The sequence below is a fragment of the Burkholderia sp. MSMB1078WGS genome (assembly GCF_001528895.1).
Taxonomy (GTDB): Bacteria; Pseudomonadota; Gammaproteobacteria; order Burkholderiales; family Burkholderiaceae; genus Burkholderia.
Genome location: NZ_LPDI01000040.1, coordinates 102217 through 124379, shown reverse-complemented (window position 1 = coordinate 124379; position 22163 = coordinate 102217). Strand labels below are relative to the sequence as shown.

19 protein-coding genes are annotated in these 22163 nt (G+C 67.5%); 13 read left to right on the top strand and 6 right to left on the bottom strand.

Translation table 11 applies throughout. From position 1 onward, the window contains the following. Positions 1–59 precede the first annotated feature (59 nt). The 4 genes from WT24_RS11180 to WT24_RS11165 all read right to left on the bottom strand — a co-directional run bounded on the left by WT24_RS11180 (position 60) and on the right by WT24_RS11165 (position 4462). Positions 60–1178, bottom strand: coding sequence for an ABC transporter ATP-binding protein (locus WT24_RS11180; RefSeq protein WP_059791592.1), 1119 nt, complete (start codon positions 1176–1178; stop codon positions 60–62). A 112-nt stretch (positions 1179–1290) separates the two neighbouring features. Beyond that, a complete protein-coding gene (locus tag WT24_RS11175; RefSeq protein ID WP_011544828.1) occupies positions 1291–2148 on the bottom strand; it encodes a carbohydrate ABC transporter permease in 858 nt (285 codons plus the stop codon). Beyond that, positions 2138–3076, bottom strand: coding sequence for a carbohydrate ABC transporter permease (locus tag WT24_RS11170; RefSeq protein WP_059499909.1), 939 nt, complete (start codon positions 3074–3076; stop codon positions 2138–2140). The genes WT24_RS11175 and WT24_RS11170 overlap by 11 nt, the downstream gene beginning before the upstream one ends. Positions 3077–3214: 138 nt before the next feature. Then, positions 3215–4462, bottom strand: coding sequence for an ABC transporter substrate-binding protein (locus WT24_RS11165; protein ID WP_059499908.1), 1248 nt, complete (start codon positions 4460–4462; stop codon positions 3215–3217). Positions 4463–4889: 427 nt separating this feature from the next. Here WT24_RS11165 and zwf point away from each other — a divergent pair, with 427 nt between their 5' ends. From zwf to WT24_RS11150, 3 genes are all read left to right on the top strand, one after another. Beyond that, positions 4890–6359, top strand: a complete 1470-nt coding sequence (gene zwf, locus WT24_RS11160) for a glucose-6-phosphate dehydrogenase (RefSeq protein ID WP_059499907.1) — start codon at positions 4890–4892, stop codon at positions 6357–6359. 88 nt (positions 6360–6447) lie between these two features. Next, entirely contained in the window at positions 6448–7128 is a 681-nt protein-coding gene (gene pgl, locus WT24_RS11155; protein ID WP_059791594.1) for a 6-phosphogluconolactonase, read from the top strand. Continuing rightward, complete coding sequence (locus WT24_RS11150) at positions 7106–9034, top strand: bifunctional transcriptional regulator/glucokinase (protein WP_059499905.1); 1929 nt, start codon at positions 7106–7108, stop codon at positions 9032–9034. Before pgl ends, WT24_RS11150 begins: the two co-directional genes overlap by 23 nt. A gap of 104 nt (positions 9035–9138) precedes the next feature. Here WT24_RS11150 and WT24_RS11145 read toward each other — a convergent pair whose 3' ends face one another. After that, positions 9139–10356 (bottom strand): Bcr/CflA family multidrug efflux MFS transporter, encoded by a 1218-nt coding sequence (locus WT24_RS11145; RefSeq protein WP_059499904.1) that lies wholly within the window; start codon positions 10354–10356, stop codon positions 9139–9141. A gap of 247 nt (positions 10357–10603) precedes the next feature. On the opposite strand from WT24_RS11145, the gene WT24_RS11140 reads away from it, so the two are divergent. The 9 genes from WT24_RS11140 to WT24_RS11100 all read left to right on the top strand — a co-directional run bounded on the left by WT24_RS11140 (position 10604) and on the right by WT24_RS11100 (position 18755). Next, positions 10604–11056, top strand: coding sequence for a hypothetical protein (locus WT24_RS11140; protein ID WP_059499903.1), 453 nt, complete (start codon positions 10604–10606; stop codon positions 11054–11056). 178 nt (positions 11057–11234) lie between these two features. After that, a complete protein-coding gene (hemL, locus tag WT24_RS11135) occupies positions 11235–12518 on the top strand; it encodes a glutamate-1-semialdehyde 2,1-aminomutase (protein ID WP_059791602.1) in 1284 nt (427 codons plus the stop codon). Between the two features lie 15 nt (positions 12519–12533). After that, positions 12534–13655: a bifunctional diaminohydroxyphosphoribosylaminopyrimidine deaminase/5-amino-6-(5-phosphoribosylamino)uracil reductase RibD gene (ribD, locus tag WT24_RS11130; protein WP_060033508.1), complete on the top strand. Its 1122-nt coding sequence runs from the start codon at positions 12534–12536 to the stop codon at positions 13653–13655. 14 nt (positions 13656–13669) lie between these two features. After that, on the top strand, positions 13670–14299 hold the full coding sequence (locus WT24_RS11125; RefSeq protein ID WP_059499900.1) for a riboflavin synthase: 630 nt from the start codon (positions 13670–13672) through the stop codon (positions 14297–14299). A gap of 368 nt (positions 14300–14667) precedes the next feature. Further along, entirely contained in the window at positions 14668–15186 is a 519-nt protein-coding gene (locus WT24_RS11120; RefSeq protein WP_060033506.1) for a DUF1993 family protein, read from the top strand. Between the two features lie 157 nt (positions 15187–15343). Further along, positions 15344–16486, top strand: coding sequence for a bifunctional 3,4-dihydroxy-2-butanone-4-phosphate synthase/GTP cyclohydrolase II (gene ribBA, locus WT24_RS11115; protein ID WP_059499898.1), 1143 nt, complete (start codon positions 15344–15346; stop codon positions 16484–16486). Positions 16487–16539: 53 nt separating this feature from the next. After that, the gene (gene ribH / locus WT24_RS11110; protein WP_034206641.1) at positions 16540–17055 is read left to right on the top strand and encodes a 6,7-dimethyl-8-ribityllumazine synthase; all 516 of its coding nucleotides are present in this window, start codon (positions 16540–16542) and stop codon (positions 17053–17055) included. Continuing rightward, positions 17052–17489 carry a transcription antitermination factor NusB gene (gene nusB / locus WT24_RS11105; RefSeq protein ID WP_006476662.1) on the top strand — a complete coding sequence of 146 codons (438 nt, stop codon included), beginning with the start codon at positions 17052–17054 and terminating at the stop codon, positions 17487–17489. Before ribH ends, nusB begins: the two co-directional genes overlap by 4 nt. Positions 17490–17558: 69 nt before the next feature. Further along, complete coding sequence (locus tag WT24_RS11100; RefSeq protein WP_059791606.1) at positions 17559–18755, top strand: pyridoxal phosphate-dependent aminotransferase; 1197 nt, start codon at positions 17559–17561, stop codon at positions 18753–18755. Positions 18756–18862: 107 nt separating this feature from the next. Here WT24_RS11100 and WT24_RS11095 read toward each other — a convergent pair whose 3' ends face one another. Continuing rightward, complete coding sequence (locus WT24_RS11095) at positions 18863–19990, bottom strand: lytic transglycosylase domain-containing protein (protein WP_060033504.1); 1128 nt, start codon at positions 19988–19990, stop codon at positions 18863–18865. Positions 19991–20586: 596 nt separating this feature from the next. Here WT24_RS11095 and WT24_RS11090 point away from each other — a divergent pair. Continuing rightward, a complete protein-coding gene (locus WT24_RS11090; protein WP_059791608.1) occupies positions 20587–22143 on the top strand; it encodes a UbiD family decarboxylase in 1557 nt (518 codons plus the stop codon). The last annotated feature ends 20 nt before the right edge of the window (positions 22144–22163 follow it).

The following is a 22163-nucleotide window of genomic DNA, read 5'->3' as shown; positions in this document are numbered from 1 at the left end:
AAACGAAAAAGGGGCCGTTCGAAACGGCCCCTTCTCCTTCGTTCAGCGCGAACGCCGCGTCACGCGATCCGCTCTTCCGACGCCGGATCGAACAGCACCGCCTTCGACACGTCGAACAGCAGCGACTGCGTCTGCCCCGGCTGCGGGTTCGCGGCCGGATGCACGCGGCTCACGATCCGCTTGCCGTTCACTTGCGCGAACACGTGCGTGTCGGGGCCGGTCGGCTCGGTCACGTCGACGCGCACGTCGATCGGCTGCAGCCGCGACGCCTCGCCGTTGTGCGCGCTGCGCGCATCGGTGATGCGCTCCGGACGCAGCCCGAGAATCACTTCGCGGCCGACGTGCGACTTCAGCTTCGCCGCGTCGAACGGCAGGAGCAGCGCGCTGCGCGCGAGGCCCGTGTCGATCTCGAGCGCGATCCCGCTGCCCTGCTCGACCAGCTTGCCATTAATGAAGTTCATCGGCGGCGCGCCGATGAAGCCCGCGACGAACAGGTTCGACGGCGAATCGTAGATCTCCTGCGGCGCGCCGAACTGCTGGACGACACCGTCCTTCATCACCGCGATGCGATCGCCGAGCGTCATCGCCTCGATCTGGTCGTGCGTCACGTAGACGATCGTCGTGCCGAGGCGCTGGTGCAGCAGCTTGATTTCCGCGCGCATCTCGATGCGCAGCTTCGCGTCGAGGTTCGACAGCGGTTCGTCGAACAGGAACAGCGACGGATCGCGTGCGAGCGCGCGGCCCATCGCGACGCGCTGGCGCTGGCCGCCCGACAGTTGCCCCGGCTTGCGGTCGAGCAGATGCTGGATCTGCAGCATCTGCGACACGCGCTCGACGATCTGCTGCTGTTCGTTCTTCGGTACCTTGCGGATGTTCAGCCCGAACGAGATGTTCTCGCGCACCGTCATCGACGGATACAGCGCGTACGACTGGAACACCATCGCGATGTCGCGATCCTTCGGCGACAGGTCGTTGACGACCTTGCCGTCGATGCAGATCTCGCCGCTCGTCACGGTCTCGAGGCCGGCGATCATGTTGAGCAGCGTCGACTTCCCGCAGCCCGAGCCGCCGACCAGGATCAGGAACTGTCCGTCCTCGATCTCGATGTCGACACCCTTCAGGACCGGCACCCCGTTCGGGTAGGTCTTGTACACGTCACGGATGGAAAGGCTTGCCATGCTGTGAATCCTCTGTCTCGTCTCGCGCGGCGCGCTCCGGCGCCGCGTCGGGTTCGTTTCGATGCGCCGCGCGTCCTGCGCGGCCGGTTCGTCGTATCGGATAAAGCCGCGCTTACCCCTTCACCGCGCCCGCCGTCAGCCCGCGCACGAAGTAGCGGCCGGCGACGATGTAGACGAGCAGCGTCGGCAGCGCGGCGATGATCGCGCCGGCCATGTCGACGTTGTATTCCTTCACGCCCGTCGACGTGTTGACGAGGTTGTTCAGCGCCACCGTGATCGGCATCGAATCGACGCCGGAGAACACGATCCCGAACAGGAAGTCGTTCCAGATCTGCGTGAATTGCCAGATCAGGCACACCATGAAGATCGGCAGCGACACCGGCAGCAGGATCTTCGTGAAGATCGTGAAGAAGCCCGCGCCGTCGATGCGCGCGGCCTTCACGAGTTCGGCCGGCACGCTCACGTAGAAGTTGCGGAAGAACATCGTCGTGAACGCGATCCCGTACACGACGTGCACGAACACGAGGCCCGGAATCGTGTTGGCGAGGCCGAGCATCCCCTGCAGGCGCGCCATCGGCAGCAGGATCACCTGGAACGGGATGAAGCAGCCGACCAGCATCATCGTGAACAGCGCGTCCGCGCCGCGAAAGCGCCAGTGGGTGAGCACGTAGCCGTTGAACGCGCCGATCAGCGACGAGATCAGCACGGCCGGAATCACCATCTGCAGCGAGTTCAGGAAGAACGGCTTCATCCCGTCGCAGCGCACGCCGGTGCAGGCGCCGCTCCATGCCTTCACCCACGGGTCGACGGTCCACGTGGTGGGCGGCGTCAGCAGGTTGCCGGTGCGCAACTGGTCGAGGTCCTTGAACGACGTCGACAGCATCACGTAGATCGGGAACAGGAAATACAGCGCGAACAGGATCAGTGCCGCATAGATCACCGCCCGGCTGATCGTCATCTTAGGCTGCATTGCGGGTGCTCCTCGATTCCATATACATCAGCGGCACCAGCACCGCGACCACGGTCGCGAGCATCATCACCGAGGACGCCGCGCCCAAGCCCAGCTGGCCGCGATTGAACGAAAACGTGTACATGAACATGGCCGGCAGCGACGACGACGTGCCCGGGCCGCCTGCCGTCAGCGCGACGACGAGGTCGAAGGTCTTGATCGTGATGTGGCAGAGGATCAGCAGCACCGAGAAGAACACCGGCCGCATGCTCGGGATCACGATCTTGCGGTAGATGGTCGGCAGCGTCGCGCCGTCGACCTGCGCGGCCTTGAAGATCTCGCCGTCGACGCCGCGCAGCCCCGCGAGGAACAGCGCCATCACGAAGCCGGTCGACTGCCACACGGCCGCGATCACCACGCAGAAGATCGCCTTGTCCGGATCGTCGAGCCAGCCGAACGAGAAGCTCGTCCAGCCCCAGTCGTGCATCACCTTCTCGAGGCCGAGCCCCGGGTTCAGGATCCACTGCCACGCGGTGCCGGTGACGATGAACGACAGCGCCATCGGGTACAGGAAGATCGCGCGCAGCGCGCCTTCGTTGCGGATCCGCTGATCGAGCAGGATCGCGAGGAACAGCCCGAGCGCGACGCAGATCGCGATGAACGGAATCCCGAACCAGCCGAGGTTCGCGGCGGAAGTCCACCACACGTCGTTCTGGAACAGGTCCGTGTAACGGCCGAAGCCGTCGAATTCGTAGTTGGGCAACAGCCGCGAATTGGTCAGCGACAGATAGCCGGTAATCAGGATGAAGCCGTAGATGAACACCACGGCGATCGCGACGCTCGGCGCGAGCACGAGCTTCGGGATCCAGCGATCGGCGAAGGCCGACATCGGCGACGTACGCCGTGCGGCGGCAGCGCCGGATCCGTTTCCGCTAAGAGGGGCAGCCACTTGATTCGACTCCTGGAACGAGGGCGGCGCAGGCCGGGCCGGCGCCGGGTACGGCACGAGCCCGCGGGCGAGCCCGTTTGCTGCACATGCAAAAACGCCCGGCCGATGAAGCGTTTCCGGCCGGGCGCCTGGCGCGCGTTACTTGACCTTCGCGGCCTTCGCGAGCGCGGCGACCGCGCTCTTCGAATCCTGCTGCGAGTTCATGAACTTCGTCACGACGTCCGTGATCGCGCCGGCGGTCGCGTCGCCTTGCGCCATGCCGTGCGCGAGCGACGGTACGAAACCGCCCGACTTGATCGCGGTCTGCTCGTCGGCATACGACTTCTTCGCGCAGTCGTCGAACTTGTCCATCTTCACGCCGAGACGCACCGGCACCGAGCCCTTCAGCAGGCTGAACTGCTCCTGGAAGTCCGGCGTCATGATCGTCTTCGCGAGCGCGAGCTGGCCCGGCGTCGCGTTCTTCTCGCCCTTCTGCTGGAAGAACACGAACGAATCGACGTTGAACGTGTATGCGTTCGCCGTGCCCGGCACCGGCGCGCAGATATAGTCCTTGCCCGACTTCTTGCCGGCGTTCTCGAACTCGCCCTTCGCCCAGTCGCCCATGAACTGCATGCCGGCCTTGCCGTTGATGACCATCGCGGTCGCGAGGTTCCAGTCGCGGCCGTTACGGCCGGTGTCGAAGTAGCCCTGGATCTTGCGCACCGTGTCGAACACCGACAGCATCTGCGGCGACGTCAGCGTCGCCTGGTCGAGATCGACCAGCGCCTTCTTGTAGAACGCCGGGCCCTGCGACAGCACGACGTCTTCCCACAGCGTCAGGTCCTGCCACGGCTGGCCGCCCATCGCGATCGGCTGGATGCCCGCGGCCTTCAGCTTGTCGGCCACCGCGAAGAATTCGGGCCAGGTGGTCGGCACCTTCGCGCCGACCTTGTCGAGCGCGGCCTTGTTGATGTAGAGCCAGTTGACGCGGTGCACCGAGAACGGCGCGGCGACGGTGTGGCCCTTGTACTTGATGATCTTGTCGATTTCGGGCGGCAGGTTCTGCTTCCAGTCGCCGGCAGCCGAGTCGATGTTGACGAGCACGCCCTGGTCGGCCCAGTCCTGGATCAGCGGACCCTTGATCTGCGCGGCCGACGGCGCGTCGCCGCTGATCACCTTGGTCTTCAGCGCGGTCATCGCCGCGGCGCCGGCGCCGCCCGCGACCGCGAAGTCCTTCCACACGTAGCCCTGCTTCTGCACGTCGTCCTTCAGCACGCCGACGGCCTTCGACTCGCCGCCCGAGGTCCACCAGTGCAGCACGGTTACGTTTTCGGCTGCCTGCGCCGCCACGGCGCCAGCCATCAGGCCTGCGGCGCAGAGCGCGCCCATGATCGAGCGAACTTTCATTACTTATCTCCTCCAGACTGAATCAACTCGTGAAGTTCCCTGACCGGGAACCGGCTTCTTGATAACGACGGGGAAATCGAGCCGCGGGACGCATGCAGCGTACGGGCCGATGACCGGCCGGGCTCTTACAGAAAGCGTGAATCGAGATTCAACGGCGTGTCTCCTCTTTGTGTTTCTGGCCCGCCGCGATGCGGCACGAGCCCGGGGCTCGACGGCGCGCGGACGATGCGCTTCGTCAATGTCCGATAACATTCGGCACAAGGCGTTCCCGGAAGCGAAGCTCGCGCAGCTCATCGACCGCACTTCTTTTTTTCTTCACCCAGGTGCTACCCCTTGCGGCGGATTGTAGTTAAACTACAATTCAGTGTCAAAAATATTTTTATCGCACTACGGATCGCTTCCCAGCACCCCAACACGGCGGAGACACATGCATACCGATTCCAGCTTTACCTTCGTACTTTTCGGCGGCACCGGCGATTTGTCGATGCGCAAGATTCTGCCCGCGCTGTTCGAAGCGCACCGCGGCAACATGCTCGCGGAAGGCGGCCGGATCATCGCCGTCGCGCGACACGAATCGGACCGGGCCCACTATCTCGAGTGGGTCGACACGCACGTGAAACCGCATGCGGCGAAGGCAGCCGGCAACGCGTTCGACGAAAGCGCCTGGAAGTCGTTCCTCGAGCGCATCGAATACGTGAACCTCGATCTCGGCCGCGCGGAGGACTACGTCGTGCTGCGCGACGCGATCGCGCATCTGCCCGGCATCCGCGTGTTCTACCTCGCGACGGGCCCGTCGCTGTTCGTGCCGATCTGCAAGGCGCTCGCGTCGGTCGGCCTGAACGAAGGCTCGCGCATCGTGCTCGAGAAGCCGCTCGGCTACGACCTGAAGTCGTCGAACGCGATCAACGACGCGGTCGGCGAGATCTTCGCGGAAGGCCAGATCTACCGGATCGACCACTACCTCGGCAAGGAGCCGGTACAGAACCTGCTCGCGCTGCGCTTCGGCAACGCGCTGTTCGAGCCGCTGTGGCGCCGCGAATGGGTCGAGAGCATCCAGATCACGATCGCCGAGGAGCTCGGCGTCGAAGCGCGCGGCGATTTCTACGACAATACGGGCGCGCTGCGCGACATGGTGCAGAACCACCTGTTGCAGTTGCTGTCGATCGTCGCGATGGAGCCGCCGCACTCGATGGATTCCGACTCGGTGCGCGACGAGAAGCTGCGCGTGCTGCGTGCGCTGAAGCCGGTCGATCCGCGCGACATCGGCAAGGTCGCGGTGCGCGGCCAGTATCATGCGGGCGTGATCAAGGGCGTGCAGGTGCCGGCCTACGCGACCGAGCCGGGCGTGAAGCCCGACAGCCAGACCGAAACCTTCGTCGCGCTGAAGGTCGAGATCGAGAACTGGCGCTGGGCCGGCGTGCCGTTCTTCCTGCGCACCGGCAAGCGTCTGGCCGACCGCGTCGCGGAGATCGTCGTCAACTTCCGCCCGGTGCCGCACTCGGCGCTCGGAGCCTCCGCGCTGCGCCCCGGTGCGAACCGTCTCGTGATCCGGCTGCAGCCGAACGAGACGATCCGCCTGTACTGCCTCGCGAAGCAGCCGGGCGAAGGGATGAATCTCGCGAGCGTGCACCTCGACCTCGCGTTCGACCAGTTCTTCAAGGAAGGGCAGATGGAGGCGTACCAGCGCCTGCTGCTCGACGTGATCAACGGCCGGCTCGCCCTCTTCGTGCGTCGCGACGAACAGGAAGCCGCATGGCAGTGGGTCGAGCCGATCCTGAACGAATGGGCGCGCACGCTGAAGCCGCCGAAGCCGTACGCGGCGGGCACGTGGGGGCCGGCCGCGTCGAGCGCGATGCTCGCGCAGCACGACACCTGCTGGCTCGAAGAAGAAAACTGATGCAACCCGTTGCCGCGTACGCCACCGTACGCGGCAACACGCTTCACGATTCGTACGATTTGAACAGACAAAGCAGTCCGGAGGAGATGTGATCGAGATCCACGCTTTCGACACCCAGGAAGCGCAAAGCGAAGCGCTCGCGCGCGCCGTCGGCGACGCGCTGCGCGCGGCGCTCGCCGGCCCCGCGCGCCCGACGCTCGCGGTGTCCGGCGGCACCAGCCCGCGCCCGTTCCTGCACACGCTGTCGCATGCGGCGCTCGACTGGGCCGGCGTCGACGTCACGCTGGTCGACGACCGCTGGGTGCCGGACGACGACGCGGCGAGCAACGCGCAACTCGTGCGCGACACGCTGCTGCAGCACGCGGCGGCCCCTGCCCGCTTCCTGCCGCTCGTCGACACGCGCACCACGCTCGACGCGCAGGTCGCCGCGCTCAACGCGAACGCCGATTACCGCGTGCCGACCGTCGCGGTGCTCGGCATGGGCGAGGACGGCCACACCGCGTCGATCTTCGCCGACGCGCCCGAATGGGACCACGCGATCACGACGCCCGAGCGTTTCGTCGCCGTGCATCCGGGCGCGGCGCCCCATGCACGCGTGAGCTATTCGCTCGATGCGCTCAAGCGCGTCGAGCGGCTGTTCCTGCTGATCGCGGGTGCCCGCAAGCGCGACGTGCTCGACGCCGCGGCCGCGTCGCTGCAGAAGAACGCGATTTCCCAACTGGCCAACGACAAGGGGACCCAGCTCGATGTCTACTGGTGCGCAAAGTAAGGCGGTCGTCGCGGGTCAGCATGCCGACGGCCCGCGCCTGCTCGCGGACGTCGGCGGCACCAACGCGCGTTTCGCGCTGGAAACCGGCCCGGGCGAGATCACGCAAATCCGCGTGTATCCCGGCGCCGACTATCCGACGATCACCGACGCGATCCGCAAGTATCTGAAGGATGTGAAGATCAGCCGCGTGAACCACGCGGCAATCGCGATCGCGAACCCCGTCGACGGCGATCAGGTCACGATGACCAATCACGACTGGCGCTTCTCGATCGAGGCGACGCGTCGCGCGCTCGGCTTCGACACGCTGCTGGTCGTCAACGACTTCACCGCGCTCGCGATGGCGCTGCCCGGCCTGACCGATGCGCAGCGCGTACAGATCGGCGGCGGCACGCGCCGCCAGAACAGCGTGATCGGGCTGCTCGGGCCCGGCACCGGGCTCGGCGTGTCGGGCCTGATTCCGGCGGACGACCGCTGGATCGCGCTCGGCAGCGAAGGCGGTCATGCGTCGTTCGCGCCGCAGGACGAGCGCGAGGATCTGGTGCTGCAATACGCGCGCAAGAAATTTCCGCACGTATCGTTCGAACGCGTGTGCGCGGGCCCCGGCATGGAGATCATCTACCGGGCGCTCGCCGCGCGCGACAAGAAGCGCGTCGCCGCGTCCGTCGATACGGTGGAGATCGTCGAGCGCGCGCATGCGGGCGACGCGCTCGCGCTCGAGACGGTCGAATGCTTCTGCGGGATTCTCGGCTCGTTCGCCGGCAGCGTCGCGCTGACGCTCGGCGCGCTCGGCGGCGTCTATATCGGCGGCGGTGTCGCACTGAAGCTCGGCGAGCTGTTCACCCGCTCGTCGTTCCGTGCGCGCTTCGAGGCGAAGGGCCGCTTCGCGCACTATCTCGCGAACATCCCGACCTACCTGATCACCGCCGAATACCCGGCGTTCCTCGGCGTGTCGGCGATTCTCGCGGAGCAGTTGTCGAATCGTTCGGGCGGCGCGTCGTCTGCCGTGTTCGAGCGGATCCGCCAGATGCGCGACGCGCTGACGCCGGCCGAGCGACGCGTCGCCGATCTCGCGCTGAACCATCCGCGGTCGATCATCAACGACCCGATCGTCGACATCGCGCGCAAGGCCGACGTGAGCCAGCCGACGGTGATCCGCTTCTGCCGCTCGCTCGGCTGCCAGGGTCTGTCGGACTTCAAGCTGAAGCTCGCGACCGGGCTCACCGGTACGATTCCGATGAGCCACAGCCAGGTGCATCTCGGCGACACGGCCACCGATTTCGGCGCGAAGGTGCTCGACAACACGGTGTCCGCGATCCTGCAACTGCGCGAGCACCTGAATTTCGAGCACGTCGAAAACGCGATCGAGATCCTGAACGGCGCGCGGCGTATCGAGTTCTACGGGCTCGGCAATTCGAACATCGTCGCGCAGGACGCGCACTACAAGTTCTTCCGCTTCGGGATTCCGACGATCGCGTACGGCGACCTGTACATGCAGGCCGCGTCGGCCGCGCTGCTCGGCAAGGGCGACGTGATCGTCGCGGTGTCGAAGTCGGGGCGCGCGCCCGAGCTGCTGCGCGTGCTCGACGTCGCGATGCAGGCCGGCGCGAAGGTGATCGCGATCACGTCGAGCAACACGCCGCTCGCGAAGCGCGCGACCGTCGCGCTCGAGACCGACCACATCGAGATGCGCGAATCGCAGCTGTCGATGATCTCGCGGATCCTGCATCTGCTGATGATCGACATCCTCGCGGTCGGTGTCGCGATCCGTCGCGCGTCGACCAACGGCGAACTGCCCGAGGCCGTCGCGCAGGCGAAGGCGCGCGCCACCGACGACGAAACGGCCGACGTGCTCGACTGGCTGAGCCACGGCGCGTCGCCGGCGGCGAAGGACGTCGCGCGGGACTGACGCGCGGCACGGCGAGCGCCGCTGCCCGCGTCCCGACGAAAAACGCCACCGGCGCATCGCGCGCGGTGGCGTTTTTCATTGCGCGGCCCGGCTGGCGGGGCAGCTCAGGCGCCCGCTTTCACCGGTCGGCCGTGCCAGCGCAGCACGAGGCAGCGCCCGGCGAAACACAGCAGGCCCGACACGCCGATCGTCACGCCCATCGCGAACGGCGTGCCGTCCGCGAGCGCGCCGATCGCGACGCTCGCCAGCGCGCCGAGCGCGAGCTGCATCGCGCCGAACACGGCTGCCGACGCGCCCGCGTTGTGCGGATAGCGGTGCATGAGGTCGGTCGTGCAGTTCGCGGACAGGATCCCGACCACGCCGACGACGAAGAACAGGCACACGACGATCGACCACAGCCCGCCCCACCCCGTCAGCGCGACGAGCGCGACCGCGAGCGACGCGATGCAGCTCACGAGCGACGCGGCCGCGATGATGCGCAGCGAACCGATGCGGCCGACGAGGCGCGTGTTCGCGAAGTTGCCGATCATGATCCCGACGACGTTCAGGCCGAACAGCAGCCCGTAGTGCTGCGGCGACACGTGGAAATACTCGATGTACACGAACGGCGTCGCGGTGATGTACGAGAACATCGACGCGAACGCCATCCCGCCGCACAGCATGTGCCCCCATGCGACGGGGTCGGACAGGATGCGCCCGTACGATGCGAACGACGCGAGCACGGCCGCGCTCTTGCGCCGCTCCTTCGGCCAGGTTTCGGGCACCCGCAGATACGCGGTCGTCGCGCAGATCGCGCCGAACGCGGCCAGCACGACGAACACGCCGCGCCAGCCGGAGAAACGCAGGATCTGGCCGCCGATCAGCGGCGCGAGCAGCGGCCCGACCGCGGTGACGATCGCGACCATCGACAGCACCTTCGCCGCGTCGCTCGGCTCGTGCGCGTCGCGTGCGATCGCACGCGCGAGCACCGACGCGGCGCCGGCGCCGAGCGCCTGCAGGAAGCGCACGACGATCAGCATGTCGATCGAGCCCGACACGAAGCAGCCGACGCTCGCGAGCGTGAACAGCGCGATCCCGCCGAGCAGCACGGGCCGGCGGCCCCACGTGTCGGACAGCGGGCCGTACAGCAGCATCCCGATCGAGAAGCCGGCCATGAAGCTGGTCAGCGTGCGCTGCGCAGCGCCGGGGCTGACGGAGAAGCCGGCGGCGATCGACGGCAGGCTCGGCAGGTACATGTCGGTGGCGATCGGCCCGCAGGCCGCGAGCGCGCCGAGCAACAGGATCAGCCGGGCATCGGGCCGGCGCCGGACGACGTGGGACATGGGTATCCGGAATGGGAGTCCGCGTGCATCGGGGCGCGCGCGACGGTGAAGACGGGAAGCCGCACCGCAAGCGGCGCGTTCAGGCCCATGATTGTACGCGCAACTTTTTTGCGTGCCTCGGGCCGCGTGCGGCGGCCGGGGAGCCGCCCACGCGCGTCGCGTGCACTCGCGAGCACACGGGCGGATTCGATTAAGCTTGCGGCTTCCCGCTGCGCTTGTCCGATCCATTCGACATACGACCGAACCGATGACCGCTTTCCTGCTGATCTGGAGCCCCAAGAAATGGCCGTGGCCCGAACTGCCCGACGTCGCCGCACGCGTGAAGGCAGGCGAGGCCGTGCATGACGTGTGGGGCTGCGGCTTCGCGCGCGGCATCCTGCCGGGCGACCGCGTGTTCCTGCACCGCGTCGCGAAGGAGCCCAAGGGCGTGTTCGGCTCCGGCTACGTGACACGCGCACCGTATGAGGTGCCCGATCCATCGACCAGGCGCGGCTACCGGCTGTGCATCGACTTCGTGTACGACTGGCTGGTCGACGCGCATCAGGACGTCGTGATTCCGCGCGACGCGCTGCGCGTCCATCCGTATTCGGTGCAGACCTGGGATGCGCAGACTTCCGGCACGTCGATCAAGCCAATGGTCGAAGGTCCGCTCGAAAAGCGCTGGGCCGAGCTGACCGGCAAACGCAAGCCGCCGCGATAACCGAAAACCGGGTCGAATCTGGCCCGCATTGCCGGCCCGGCAATTCCCTGCGCGCCGAAAGGCCGCGGACCGGCGGCGGGCCTGCCTCGCGTGTCTCCGGTACAATCGGACGATCGTTCCGCCCAGGCGCCGCGGCCCGTGCACAGGCCCCCGCGCCGTTCTCTCGCAGGTTTCGCTCATGTCCAACAATCAGATCCTCTTCGAACGCGCCCAGAAGACCATTCCGGGCGGCGTCAACTCGCCGGTGCGCGCGTTCCGTTCGGTCGGCGGCACGCCGCGCTTCGTCGCGCGCGCGCAGGGCCCGTATTTCTGGGATGCCGACGGCAAGCAGTACATCGACTACATCGGTTCGTGGGGCCCGATGATTGTCGGCCACGTCCATCCGGAAGTGCTGTCGGCCGTGCAGAACGTGCTCGCCGACGGCTTCTCGTTCGGCGCGCCGACCGAAGCCGAGATCGAGATCGCCGAGGAAATCTGCAAGCTCGTGCCGTCGATCGAGCAGGTGCGGATGGTGTCGAGCGGCACCGAGGCCACGATGAGCGCGCTGCGTCTCGCGCGCGGCTTCACGGGCCGCAGCCGCATCGTCAAGTTCGAGGGCTGCTACCACGGCCACGCGGACAGCCTGCTGGTCAAGGCCGGTTCGGGCCTGCTGACGTTCGGCAATCCGACGTCGGCAGGCGTGCCCGCCGACATCGCGAAGCACACGACCGTCCTCGAATACAACAACGTCGCCGCGCTCGAGGAAGCGTTCGGCGCGTTCGGCGACGACATCGCCGCGGTGATCGTCGAGCCGGTGGCCGGCAACATGAATCTCGTGCGCGGCACGCCCGAATTCCTGAACGCGCTGCGCGCGCTGTGCACGAAGCACGGCGCCGTGCTGATCTTCGACGAGGTGATGTGCGGGTTCCGCGTCGCGCTCGGCGGCGCGCAGGCGTACTACGGGATCGCGGCGGACCTCACCTGCCTCGGCAAGGTGATCGGCGGCGGGATGCCGGCCGCCGCGTTCGGCGGCCGCCGCGACATCATGGCCCACCTCGCGCCGCTCGGCGGCGTGTACCAGGCCGGCACGCTGTCGGGCAACCCGATCGCGGTCGCCGCGGGCCTGAAGACGCTGCAGCTGATCCAGGCGCCGGGCTTCTACGACGCGCTCACCGCGCAGACGAAGCGGCTCGCCGACGGCCTCGCGGCCGAAGCGCGCGCGGCCGGCGTGCCGTTCGCGGCCGACTCGATCGGCGCGATGTTCGGCCTGTACTTCGCCGAGCGCGTGCCGGGCAGCTTCGCGGAAGTGACGAAGAGCGACATCGCGCGCTTCAACCGCTTCTTCCACCTGATGCTCGACGAAGGCGTGTACTTCGCGCCGTCGGCCTACGAGGCCGGCTTCGTGTCGAGCACGCACGACGACGCGGTGATCGACGCGACGCTCGCGGCCGCGCGCCGCGCGTTCGCGGCACTCGCCGCCTGACCCGGGGCCGCGCGCATGTTCTCGGATACCGATTTCGCCCACATGCAGCGCGCGCTCGCGCTCGCCGCGCACGGCATGTACACGACCGCGCCGAATCCGCGCGTCGGCTGCGTGATCGTCAAGCACGGCGACGTGATCGGCGAAGGCTTCACGCAGCCGGCCGGCCAGGATCACGCGGAAGTGCAGGCGCTGAAGGACGCGCGTTCGCGCGGCCACGACGTCGCGGGTTCGACCGTGTACGTGACGCTCGAACCGTGCAGTCATTTCGGCCGCACGCCGCCGTGCGCGAACGCGCTGATCGACGCGCGCGTCGCGAAGGTCGTCGCGGCGATGGAAGACCCGAACCCGCAGGTGTCGGGCCGCGGCCTCGGGATGCTGCGCGACGCGGGCATCGACGTGCGCTGCGGGCTGCTCGCACACGAGGCCGGCGAGCTGAACATCGGCTTCGTGTCGCGGATGACGCGCGGCCGCCCGTGGGTACGGATGAAGACCGCCGCGTCGCTCGACGGCCGCACCGCGCTGCCGTCCGGCGAAAGCCAGTGGATCACCGGCGAGGCCGCGCGCCTCGACGGGCACGCGTGGCGCGCACGTGCGTGCGCGATCCTCACCGGCATCGGCACCGTGCGCGAGGACAATCCGCTGCTGACCGTGCGCGGCATCGACACGCCGCGTCAACCGCAACGCATCCTCGTGGACAGCCGCCTCGACCTGCCGCTCGACGCGCGGCTTCTCGAAGGCGCGCCGCTGCTGATCTTCTGCGGCCGGCTCGACGCCGCCGGCGAAATCCGCGCAAACGTGCTGAAGTCGCGCGGCGCGGAAGTCGTGCCGCTCGCGAATGCGCACGGCAAGGTCGACCTGCCCGCGATGCTGGCGGCGCTCGGCGCGCGCGGCGTCAACGAGCTGCACGTCGAGGCCGGCCACAAGCTGAACGGTTCGCTGCTGCGCGAACGGTGCGTCGACGAATTGCTGGTGTATCTGGCGCCGAGCCTGCTGGGCGCCGACGCGGCCGGCATGTTCGATCTCGCCGCGCCGGCGAGCCTCGATGCGCGCACCCGGCTGTCGTTCCACGGTATCGAGCGGATCGGCGACGACTTGCGGATCCTCGCGCGGCTCGCGCCGCCCGACGCCGCTCACTGAACGGAATCGTCACGATGTTTACCGGAATTGTCGCGGCCGTCGGCCGCATCGAATCGATCGCCCCGCTCGGCACGTCGGCCGACGCCGGCGTACGCCTGACCGTGCAGGCCGGCGGGCTCGACCTGGCCGATGTCGCACTCGGCGACAGCATCGCGATCCAGGGCGCGTGCATGACGGTGATCGAAAAGACCGACACCGCATTCGACGTCGACGTGTCGCGCGAAAGCCTGAACCGGACGGTCGGCCTCGCGCAGCCCGGCGAAGTGAATCTCGAGAAGGCGCTGCGCGCGCACGATCGCCTCGGCGGGCATATCGTGTCGGGCCACGTGGACGGCCTCGGTACCGTGTCGCGCTTCGCGCCGGTCGGCGAGTCGCACGAACTGCGGATCGTCGCGCCGCGCGAACTCGGCCGCTATCTCGCGTACAAGGGCTCGATCACGGTGAACGGCGTGAGCCTGACCGTCAATACGGTCGACGATCGCGCGGACGGCTGCGAATTCTCGATCAACCTGATTCCGCATACGGTCGAGGTCACGACGCTGCGTCACGTGAAGGCCGGCGACAAGGTCAATCTCGAAGTCGACATGATCGCGCGGTACGTGGAGCGGATGCTGTCGTCGTCGCAGGGCGTGCATCAGGACTGATCGGCCAGCGCCGTCCGGTGCGGGGAATGACGGCAGGCGGTTCGCCCGGCATGGTTCGGGCGTCGCCGCCCTCCCTCGCTCAGACGCTCACCGGCCGCCCGCCCGATCGTGTGCGTGGGCCGAGCGGGCTTCGCCGCGCTTTGCTCCCACCCTACTTCGTGCCGGGCCGCTCCGTCGCCGGCCATCCGATACGCCGCCATCGGATCGCGTTCGGTCGTTGGCCGTTTGGCCAGCCGACACCTGGCCAAACGGCCAACGACGCGCACGGGTCATGCCGTCGCGCTAAGATGCGTCGACAGCGGTTTCAACGCCGCAACGCACGACGTGCCGCGCACCGCGGCGCCTCTCTTCCCACAGGAGTCGTCCCCATGTCCATCACGATGTACAAGGCTTCGCTGCCCGTCCTGATCCGCGGCCTCACCAACCTGCAGCACATCCTCGGCAAGGCGCAGGCCCATGCGGCCGAAAAGCAGATCGATCCGTCGGTGTTCGTCGGCGCACGCCTCTATCCGGACATGCTGCCGCTCGTCCGCCAGGTCTACATCGCGACCGACACGGCCAAGGGCTGCGCTGCGCGGCTCGCCGGCGTCGACATCCCGAGCTACCCGGACGTCGAGCAGACCTTCGACGAGCTGCATGCGCGCATCCAGAAGACGATCGACTACCTCGAAAGCTTCGACGCCGCACAGATCGACGGCAGCGAGACGCGCCAGGTCGTGCTGAAGATGCGCGTCGGGCCGATCGAATTCACCGGCCAGTCGTACCTGCTGAATTTCGTGCTCCCCAACTTCTTCTTCCACGTGACGACCGCGTACGACATCCTGCGCCATAGCGGCGTCGAACTCGGCAAGCTGGACTACCTCGGCGGGCGCAACGAGCACGCGTGACGCGCGGTCGCGCAACGCCCGGCCCGCAGCCGTCCGCACCCGCGCGCAGGCCGGCCGCAGCGCTTTCCGGAGCGCAAGCCGGCCCCGCCCGGCCTGCGCCAGCCGAAACGCCGCCCGGCTGGCGTAAAATACGCACTTTCCTCTTTCTCGCCCCCTTATGACGCTCGCCTCCACGCTCGACATCATCGCCGAGCTGAAAGCCGGCCGGATGGTGATCCTGGTCGACGAAGAAGACCGCGAAAACGAGGGCGACCTCGTGATCGCCGCCGAATTCGTCACGCCGGAAGCGATCAACTTCATGGCCAGGTACGGCCGCGGCCTGATTTGTCTGACGTTGACGCAGGAACGCTGCAAGCAGCTGCACCTGCCGCTGATGACCTATCGCAACGGCACGCAGTACGGCACCGCGTTCACGGTCAGCATCGAAGCGGCCGAAGGCGTGACGACCGGCATCTCGGCCGCCGACCGCGCGCACACGATCGCCACGGCGGTCGCGCACGACGTGCGCCCCGAGCATATCGTGCAGCCGGGCCACGTGTTCCCGATCATGGCGCAACCGGGCGGCGTGCTCGTGCGCGCGGGCCACACCGAGGCCGGCTGCGACTTCACCGCGCTCGCGGGCCTCACGCCGGCCGCGGTGATCTGCGAGATCATCAAGGACGACGGCACGATGGCGCGCCTGCCGGACCTGATCGAATTCGCGAAGGAACACAACCTGAAGATCGGCACGATCGCCGACCTGATCCAGTACCGCAGCCGCACCGAATCGATCATCGAGCGGATCGCCGAGCGCACGATGCAGACCGCGCACGGCACGTTCCGCGCGGTGCTGTACCGCGACCAGCCGAGCGGCTCGCCGCACATCGCGCTGGTGCGCGGCATGCCGTCGCCCGACGTCGATACGCCGGTGCGCGTGCACGAGCCGCTGTCCGTGCTCGACCTGCTCGAGACGGGCATCTCGACCCACTCGTGGACGCTCGACGCGGCGATGCGCGAGATCGCGGAACGCGACCTCGGCGTGATCGTGCTGCTCAACTGCGGCGATACGAAGGAACACCTGATCGACGTCTTCAAGGCGTTCGACGAGGAAGAAAAGGCCGCTGCGCTCAAGCGCCGGCCGGTCGATTTCAAGACGTTCGGCATCGGCGCGCAGATCCTGCGCGATGTCGGCGTCGGCAAGATGCAGGTGCTGTCGAATCCGCGCAAGCTGGGCAGCATGTCCGGCTACGGCCTCGAAGTCACGGGCTTCATTCCGATGCCCGGCGGCGAGGCCAAGTCCTGCCCGGCGTCCCACGCGTAACCCGCCACGGCGCTTTCGCCCTATAACCGTTCATCCACACCACGGACCAGATCATGGAAATCGGACAATACCAACCGAATCTCGAAGGCGACGGCCTGCGTATCGGCATCGTGCAATCGCGCTTCAACGAACCCGTGTGCAACGGCCTCGCCGACGCGTGCGTCGAAGAACTGGAGCGCCTCGGCGTCACCGGTGAAGACGTGCTGCTCGTGTCAGTGCCCGGCGCGCTGGAAATCCCGCTCGCGCTGCAGAAGCTCGCCGAAAGCGGCCAGTTCGACGCACTGATCGCGCTCGGCGCGGTGATCCGCGGCGAGACCTACCATTTCGAACTTGTGTCGAACGAGAGCGGCGCGGGCATCACCCGCATCGGCCTCGACTTCAACCTGCCGATCGCGAATGCGGTCCTGACGACCGAAACCGACGAGCAGGCCGTCGCGCGCATGACCGAAAAGGGTCGTGACGCCGCACGCGTCGCCGTCGAGATGGCCAACCTGACGATGGCGCTCGACCAGCTCGGCGACGACGAGGACGAAGAGGAAGACGAAGACGACGAAGAGGAGCGCGCATGAAGAAGAGCGCCCGCCGACAATCGCGCGAGCTGGCGACGCAGGGCCTGTACCAGTGGCTGCTGTCGAACGCGCCCTCCGGCGAGATCGACGCGCAACTGCGCGGCGCGCTCGGTTACGACAAGGCTGACAAGGAACTGCTCGAAGCGATCCTGCACGGCGTGATCCGCGAACATGCGACGCTCGTCGAAGCGCTGGCGCCGTCGCTGGACCGTCCGATCGATCAGCTGTCGCCGGTCGAACGCGCGGTGCTGTTGATCGCGACGTTCGAGCTCACGCACCACGTCGAGACGCCGTATCGCGTGATCATCAACGAAGCCGTCGAACTCGCGAAGACGTTCGGCGGCTCCGACGGCTACAAGTACGTGAACGGCGTGCTCGACAAGCTGGCCGCGAAGCTGCGCCCCGCCGAAACGCAGGCGCGTCGCAACGGCTGATACCGTTGGTTGGTCCACGGGCGCGCAAGCGCCCGTTTTTCATTCTTTTCCCCTCCGTCCCGCCCGCCGATGAATACCACCGCCGATTCGCTCGTCACGCTCGCCGCACGCGTCGACGCGATCCAGCCCTTCCACGTGATGGAACTGATGAAGGAGGCACAGCGGCTCGAGTCCTTGGGGCGCGACGTTATCCACATGGGCATCGGCGAGCCGGATTTCACCGCACCGGAGCCGGTCGTCGAGGCTGCCGCGGCCGCGCTGCGCCGCGGCGTCACGCAGTACACGAGCGCGCTCGGCATCGCGCCGCTGCGCGAGGCGATCGCCGCGCACTATGCGCGCGCGTACGGCCTCGCGATCGCGCCCGAGCGGATCGTCGTGACGGCCGGCGCATCGGCCGCGCTGCTGCTCGCGTGCCTCGCGCTGGTCGGCCGCGACGACGAAGTACTGATGCCCGACCCGTCGTATCCGTGCAACCGGCACTTCGTCGCGGCGGCCGAAGGTCGCCCGGTGCTCGTGCCGAGCGGCCCGGACGCACGCTTCCAGCTCACCGAAAACGACGTCCGCACGCACTGGAACGCGCGCACGCGCGGCGTGCTGCTTGCGTCGCCGTCGAACCCGACCGGCACGTCGCTCGAACCGGACGAACTGAAGCGGATCGTCGAAGCGGTGCGCGCACGCCACGGCTTCACGATCGTCGACGAGATCTACCAGGGGCTCAGCTACGACGCCGCGCCCGTATCGGCGCTGTCGTTCGGCGACGACGTCATCACCGTGAACAGCTTCTCGAAGTATTTCAGCATGACGGGCTGGCGGCTCGGCTGGCTCGTCGTGCCGCCCGCGCTCGTCGGCTCGTTCGAGAAGCTCTCGCAGAACCTGTTCATCTGCCCTTCCGCGCTCGCGCAACACGCGGCGCTCGCCTGCTTCGAACCCGCGACGCTCGACATCTACGAAACACGCCGGCTCGAATTCAAGCGCCGCCGCGATTTCATCGCACCGGCGCTCGAACGGCTCGGCTTCACGGTGCCGGTGATGCCGGACGGCGCGTTCTACGTGTATGCACATTGCGGCAGCGTCGCCCACCCGGCGGCCGGCGACAGTGCCGCACTCACGCAGGCGATGCTGCACGACGCAGGCGTGGTGCTGGTGCCGGGCATGGACTTCGGTGTCCATGCGCCGCGCGACTATATCCGCCTGTCCTATGCGACGGCCTACTCTCGGCTCGAAGAGGCCGTCGGCCGGCTCGCGGCGCTGTTCGGCCAGCACTAACCCCGCGGCCGGGGCGTACCGCCGCTTCACGCATCGCAAAAAGAAAAAGCACCCGAGTCGGGTGCTTTTTTCATGTCGTGCCGGCCGGAGCCGCCGAAACGCGACCGTTACGCGCCGAGCTCCGAATGATCGCCGTGCGACTGCTTCGCGGTATCGACGCTCGCGTCGTCCTGCGGGGCGGCTTCCTTCGGCGCCGCCTTGATCGAGGTCGTGCCGTCGAGCGTCGCATGCACGCGCTTCGCGCCGCCTGCCGCGGCCGTCACGGCAGCGGCAGTGACGATCGGCTTCGCGGGTTGCGCGGGCGCCTGCGGCGCGTTGATCGGCACGCTGCGGCCACGCGCGACGTCGCGCAGGCGGCTGCGTTCGGCCATCACCTTCGAGCCATAGCCGTTGTCGTCGGGATTCGTCGAGCCGTTGTACAGGCGCAGGCCGTTCGCGAGCGAACCGCCGCGCGCGATACAGTCCTTCAGTACCAGTGCGCCGACCTGCAGGTTCGCGAGCGGCTGCAGCGCGGTGTCGGTGCCGCCGAAATACTCGAACTTGTCGGAATGCACCTTCGACATGACCTGCATCAGCCCCTTCGCGCCGACGCCGCTTTCGGCGTACGGGTTGAAGCCCGATTCGATCGCCATCACGGACAGCAGCAGCAGCGGATCGAGGCCGACGTCACGACCGGTCTGGAACGCCGCCTTGACGAGCTGGCCGAGCGGCTCCTGGGCGACGCGGTAACGGCGCGACAGATAGGTGGCGACGAGCGCCTGCTCGCGGTTCGACGCGAGCGCGCGATCGTCGCGGGCATCGGCCGCCACGCGCTGAATCGGAATCAGTTTCGCAAGCGCGACCGGCGACGGGCCGTTACGGGCCGGATCGGACGCATCGCCCGGGGCGCCCTGAGCGCCGGCTTCCGGTGCGACGTCGAGGCCGACCGCAAGCGCATCCGTTTCCGGACTCTCTTCCTGCTGCGACTGCGCGCCGGCAGGCGCGAAGTTCGGCAGCGGATGGCCGGACAGCAGGCGCGCCGGACCGGCCTGCACGGCCGCGGACACGACCGGCATCAGCTTCGCGGCGAGCGTGCCGCGCACGGTTGGCAGCAACCACAGTGCAAGCGCGACCGCGACAGCGAAACAGCCGACAACGCTGAATAGATGGTGACTGACACGCGTCCCGCGACGCAGCAAGTTGCGCACGATTTGCGCATGCTGCTCGGTGGGACGCCACGATAACCAAGCGTTCATTCAGATCATCTCCCATGAACATGACTCGTGCGGCTCGCTCAGCTCGATGGCGAGACGGAAAACGCGCCGCGGAATCACGACGCCGCACGCCTTGGTTGGGACGCGCAAGCATCGGGGAAACGGTATAAGTACCGTTCGAGGCCACGGTGTAAGAAGGCCGGCGCCTTCGCACACTGGGCGAGGCGGGCATACGCGGTGGCACCCACGCAAAAAACCAGCGTCTGGTGGCGCTGGCTGGGACTACGACAAAGGCCGTCGAAAACGCCGTGCAGGATTCGGCGGACGGTGACGCGCTGCGTCAAAGATCGGTGATTGGCGGCTCGAAGCCTTTTACCCTGCAACCAATGTGAGCGGATTCTAGCAGGGTTTTATAGATCGTCAACACTATAAAACTTTCAAATCATAACAAAAAGTAATTTAAAACCGCTCTTCAGAACGCAATCCCCGTGCCGTAAGGGGTTTGCGCTCGATCGACTTTTTTCTGCGCCGGGCGGCCGCGCGGCGACCCGGGTAAAATCGTCGGTCGATTCGGGGTCGCAGCCGGCCGCTGTCCCCGCCCACCGCTGCCCGCCCTGCGGGCAGCCCGGACCTTCTTCATGAAATACAAAGACTTACGCGATTTCATTCAACGCCTCGAGGCGCTCGGCGAACTGCGGCGCGTCACCCAGCCCGTGTCGCCCGTGCTCGAAATGACCGAGCTGTGCGACCGCGTGTTGCGCGCCGGCGGCCCGGCGCTGCTGTTCAACGCGCCGCCCGGCCATGCGTTCCCGGTGCTCGGCAACCTGTTCGGCACGCCGCGCCGCGTCGCGCTCGGGATGGGCGTCGATGCGGGCGACGATGCCGCGCTCGGTTCGCTGCGCGATCTCGGGCGCCTGCTGTCCGCGCTGAAGGAACCCGATCCGCCGAAGAGCCTGAAGGACGCCGGCAAGCTACTGTCGCTCGCGAAGGCGGTGTGGGACATGGCGCCGAAGTCGGTGTCGTCGCCGCCGTGCCAGGAAATCGTCTGGGAAGGCGCCGACGTCGACCTGAACAAGCTGCCGATCCAGACCTGCTGGCCCGGCGATGCGGGGCCGCTCGTCACGTGGGGCCTGACGGTCACGCGCGGGCCGAACAAGCCGCGCCAGAACCTCGGCATCTACCGTCAGCAATTGATCGGCCGCAACAAGCTGATCATGCGCTGGCTCGCGCATCGCGGCGGCGCGCTCGACTTCCGCGAGTTCGCGCTGCGGAACCCGGGCAAGCCCTATCCGGTCGCGGTCGTGCTCGGCGCCGATCCGGCCACGACACTCGGTGCGGTGACGCCCGTACCCGATTCGCTGTCCGAGTATCAGTTCGCCGGCCTGCTGCGCGGCAGCCGCACGGAACTCGCGAAGTGCCTGACGCCCGGCGTCGACACGCTGCAGGTGCCCGCGCGCGCGGAAATCGTGCTGGAAGGCTTCATTCATCCGCAGGAAGGCGCCCCCGCCCCTGCGCCGGCCGGCGCGCCGCCGCGACCGGCGGGCAACGCGGCGGCCGCGTACGAACACGCGCTCGAAGGGCCGTACGGCGACCATACCGGCTACTACAACGAGCAGGAGTGGTTTCCGGTGTTCACCGTCGAGCGCATCACGATGCGCCGCGACGCGATCTACCATTCGACCTACACGGGCAAGCCGCCCGACGAGCCCGCCGTGCTCGGCGTCGCGCTCAACGAGGTGTTCGTGCCGCTGCTGCAGAAGCAGTTCACGGAAATCACCGACTTCTACCTGCCGCCCGAAGGCTGCAGTTACCGGATGGCCATCGTCCAGATGAAGAAGAGCTACGCGGGCCACGCAAAGCGCGTGATGTTCGGCGTGTGGAGCTTCCTGCGGCAGTTCATGTATACGAAGTTCATCGTGGTCGTCGACGAGGACGTGAACATCCGCGACTGGAAGGAAGTGATCTGGGCGATCACGACGCGCGTCGACCCCGTGCGCGACACGGTGATGGTCGACAGCACGCCGATCGACTATCTCGACTTCGCATCGCCGGTGGCCGGCCTCGGCTCGAAGATGGGGCTCGACGCGACCAACAAGTGGCCGGGCGAAACGAATCGCGAATGGGGCCGCCCGATCGAGATGGACGCGGCCGTGAAGGCGCGCGTCGACCGGCTGTGGCAGGAGATCGGCCTCTGACGCCACGCGGCCGGCACCCG

Coding starts and splice junctions, on each gene's coding strand:
- WT24_RS11180 (WP_059791592.1), bottom strand. CDS start 1,178: ATGGCAAGCCTTTCCATCCGTGACGTGTACAAGACCTACCCGAACGGG.
- WT24_RS11175 (WP_011544828.1), bottom strand. CDS start 2,148: ATGCAGCCTAAGATGACGATCAGCCGGGCGGTGATCTATGCGGCACTG.
- WT24_RS11165 (WP_059499908.1), bottom strand. CDS start 4,462: ATGAAAGTTCGCTCGATCATGGGCGCGCTCTGCGCCGCAGGCCTGATG.
- zwf (WP_059499907.1), top strand. CDS start 4,890: ATGCATACCGATTCCAGCTTTACCTTCGTACTTTTCGGCGGCACCGGC.
- WT24_RS11150 (WP_059499905.1), top strand. CDS start 7,106: ATGTCTACTGGTGCGCAAAGTAAGGCGGTCGTCGCGGGTCAGCATGCC.
- WT24_RS11145 (WP_059499904.1), bottom strand. CDS start 10,356: ATGTCCCACGTCGTCCGGCGCCGGCCCGATGCCCGGCTGATCCTGTTG.
- WT24_RS11140 (WP_059499903.1), top strand. CDS start 10,604: ATGACCGCTTTCCTGCTGATCTGGAGCCCCAAGAAATGGCCGTGGCCC.
- hemL (WP_059791602.1), top strand. CDS start 11,235: ATGTCCAACAATCAGATCCTCTTCGAACGCGCCCAGAAGACCATTCCG.
- ribD (WP_060033508.1), top strand. CDS start 12,534: ATGTTCTCGGATACCGATTTCGCCCACATGCAGCGCGCGCTCGCGCTC.
- WT24_RS11125 (WP_059499900.1), top strand. CDS start 13,670: ATGTTTACCGGAATTGTCGCGGCCGTCGGCCGCATCGAATCGATCGCC.
- WT24_RS11120 (WP_060033506.1), top strand. CDS start 14,668: ATGTCCATCACGATGTACAAGGCTTCGCTGCCCGTCCTGATCCGCGGC.
- ribBA (WP_059499898.1), top strand. CDS start 15,344: ATGACGCTCGCCTCCACGCTCGACATCATCGCCGAGCTGAAAGCCGGC.
- ribH (WP_034206641.1), top strand. CDS start 16,540: ATGGAAATCGGACAATACCAACCGAATCTCGAAGGCGACGGCCTGCGT.
- nusB (WP_006476662.1), top strand. CDS start 17,052: ATGAAGAAGAGCGCCCGCCGACAATCGCGCGAGCTGGCGACGCAGGGC.
- WT24_RS11100 (WP_059791606.1), top strand. CDS start 17,559: ATGAATACCACCGCCGATTCGCTCGTCACGCTCGCCGCACGCGTCGAC.
- WT24_RS11095 (WP_060033504.1), bottom strand. CDS start 19,990: ATGAACGCTTGGTTATCGTGGCGTCCCACCGAGCAGCATGCGCAAATC.
- WT24_RS11090 (WP_059791608.1), top strand. CDS start 20,587: ATGAAATACAAAGACTTACGCGATTTCATTCAACGCCTCGAGGCGCTC.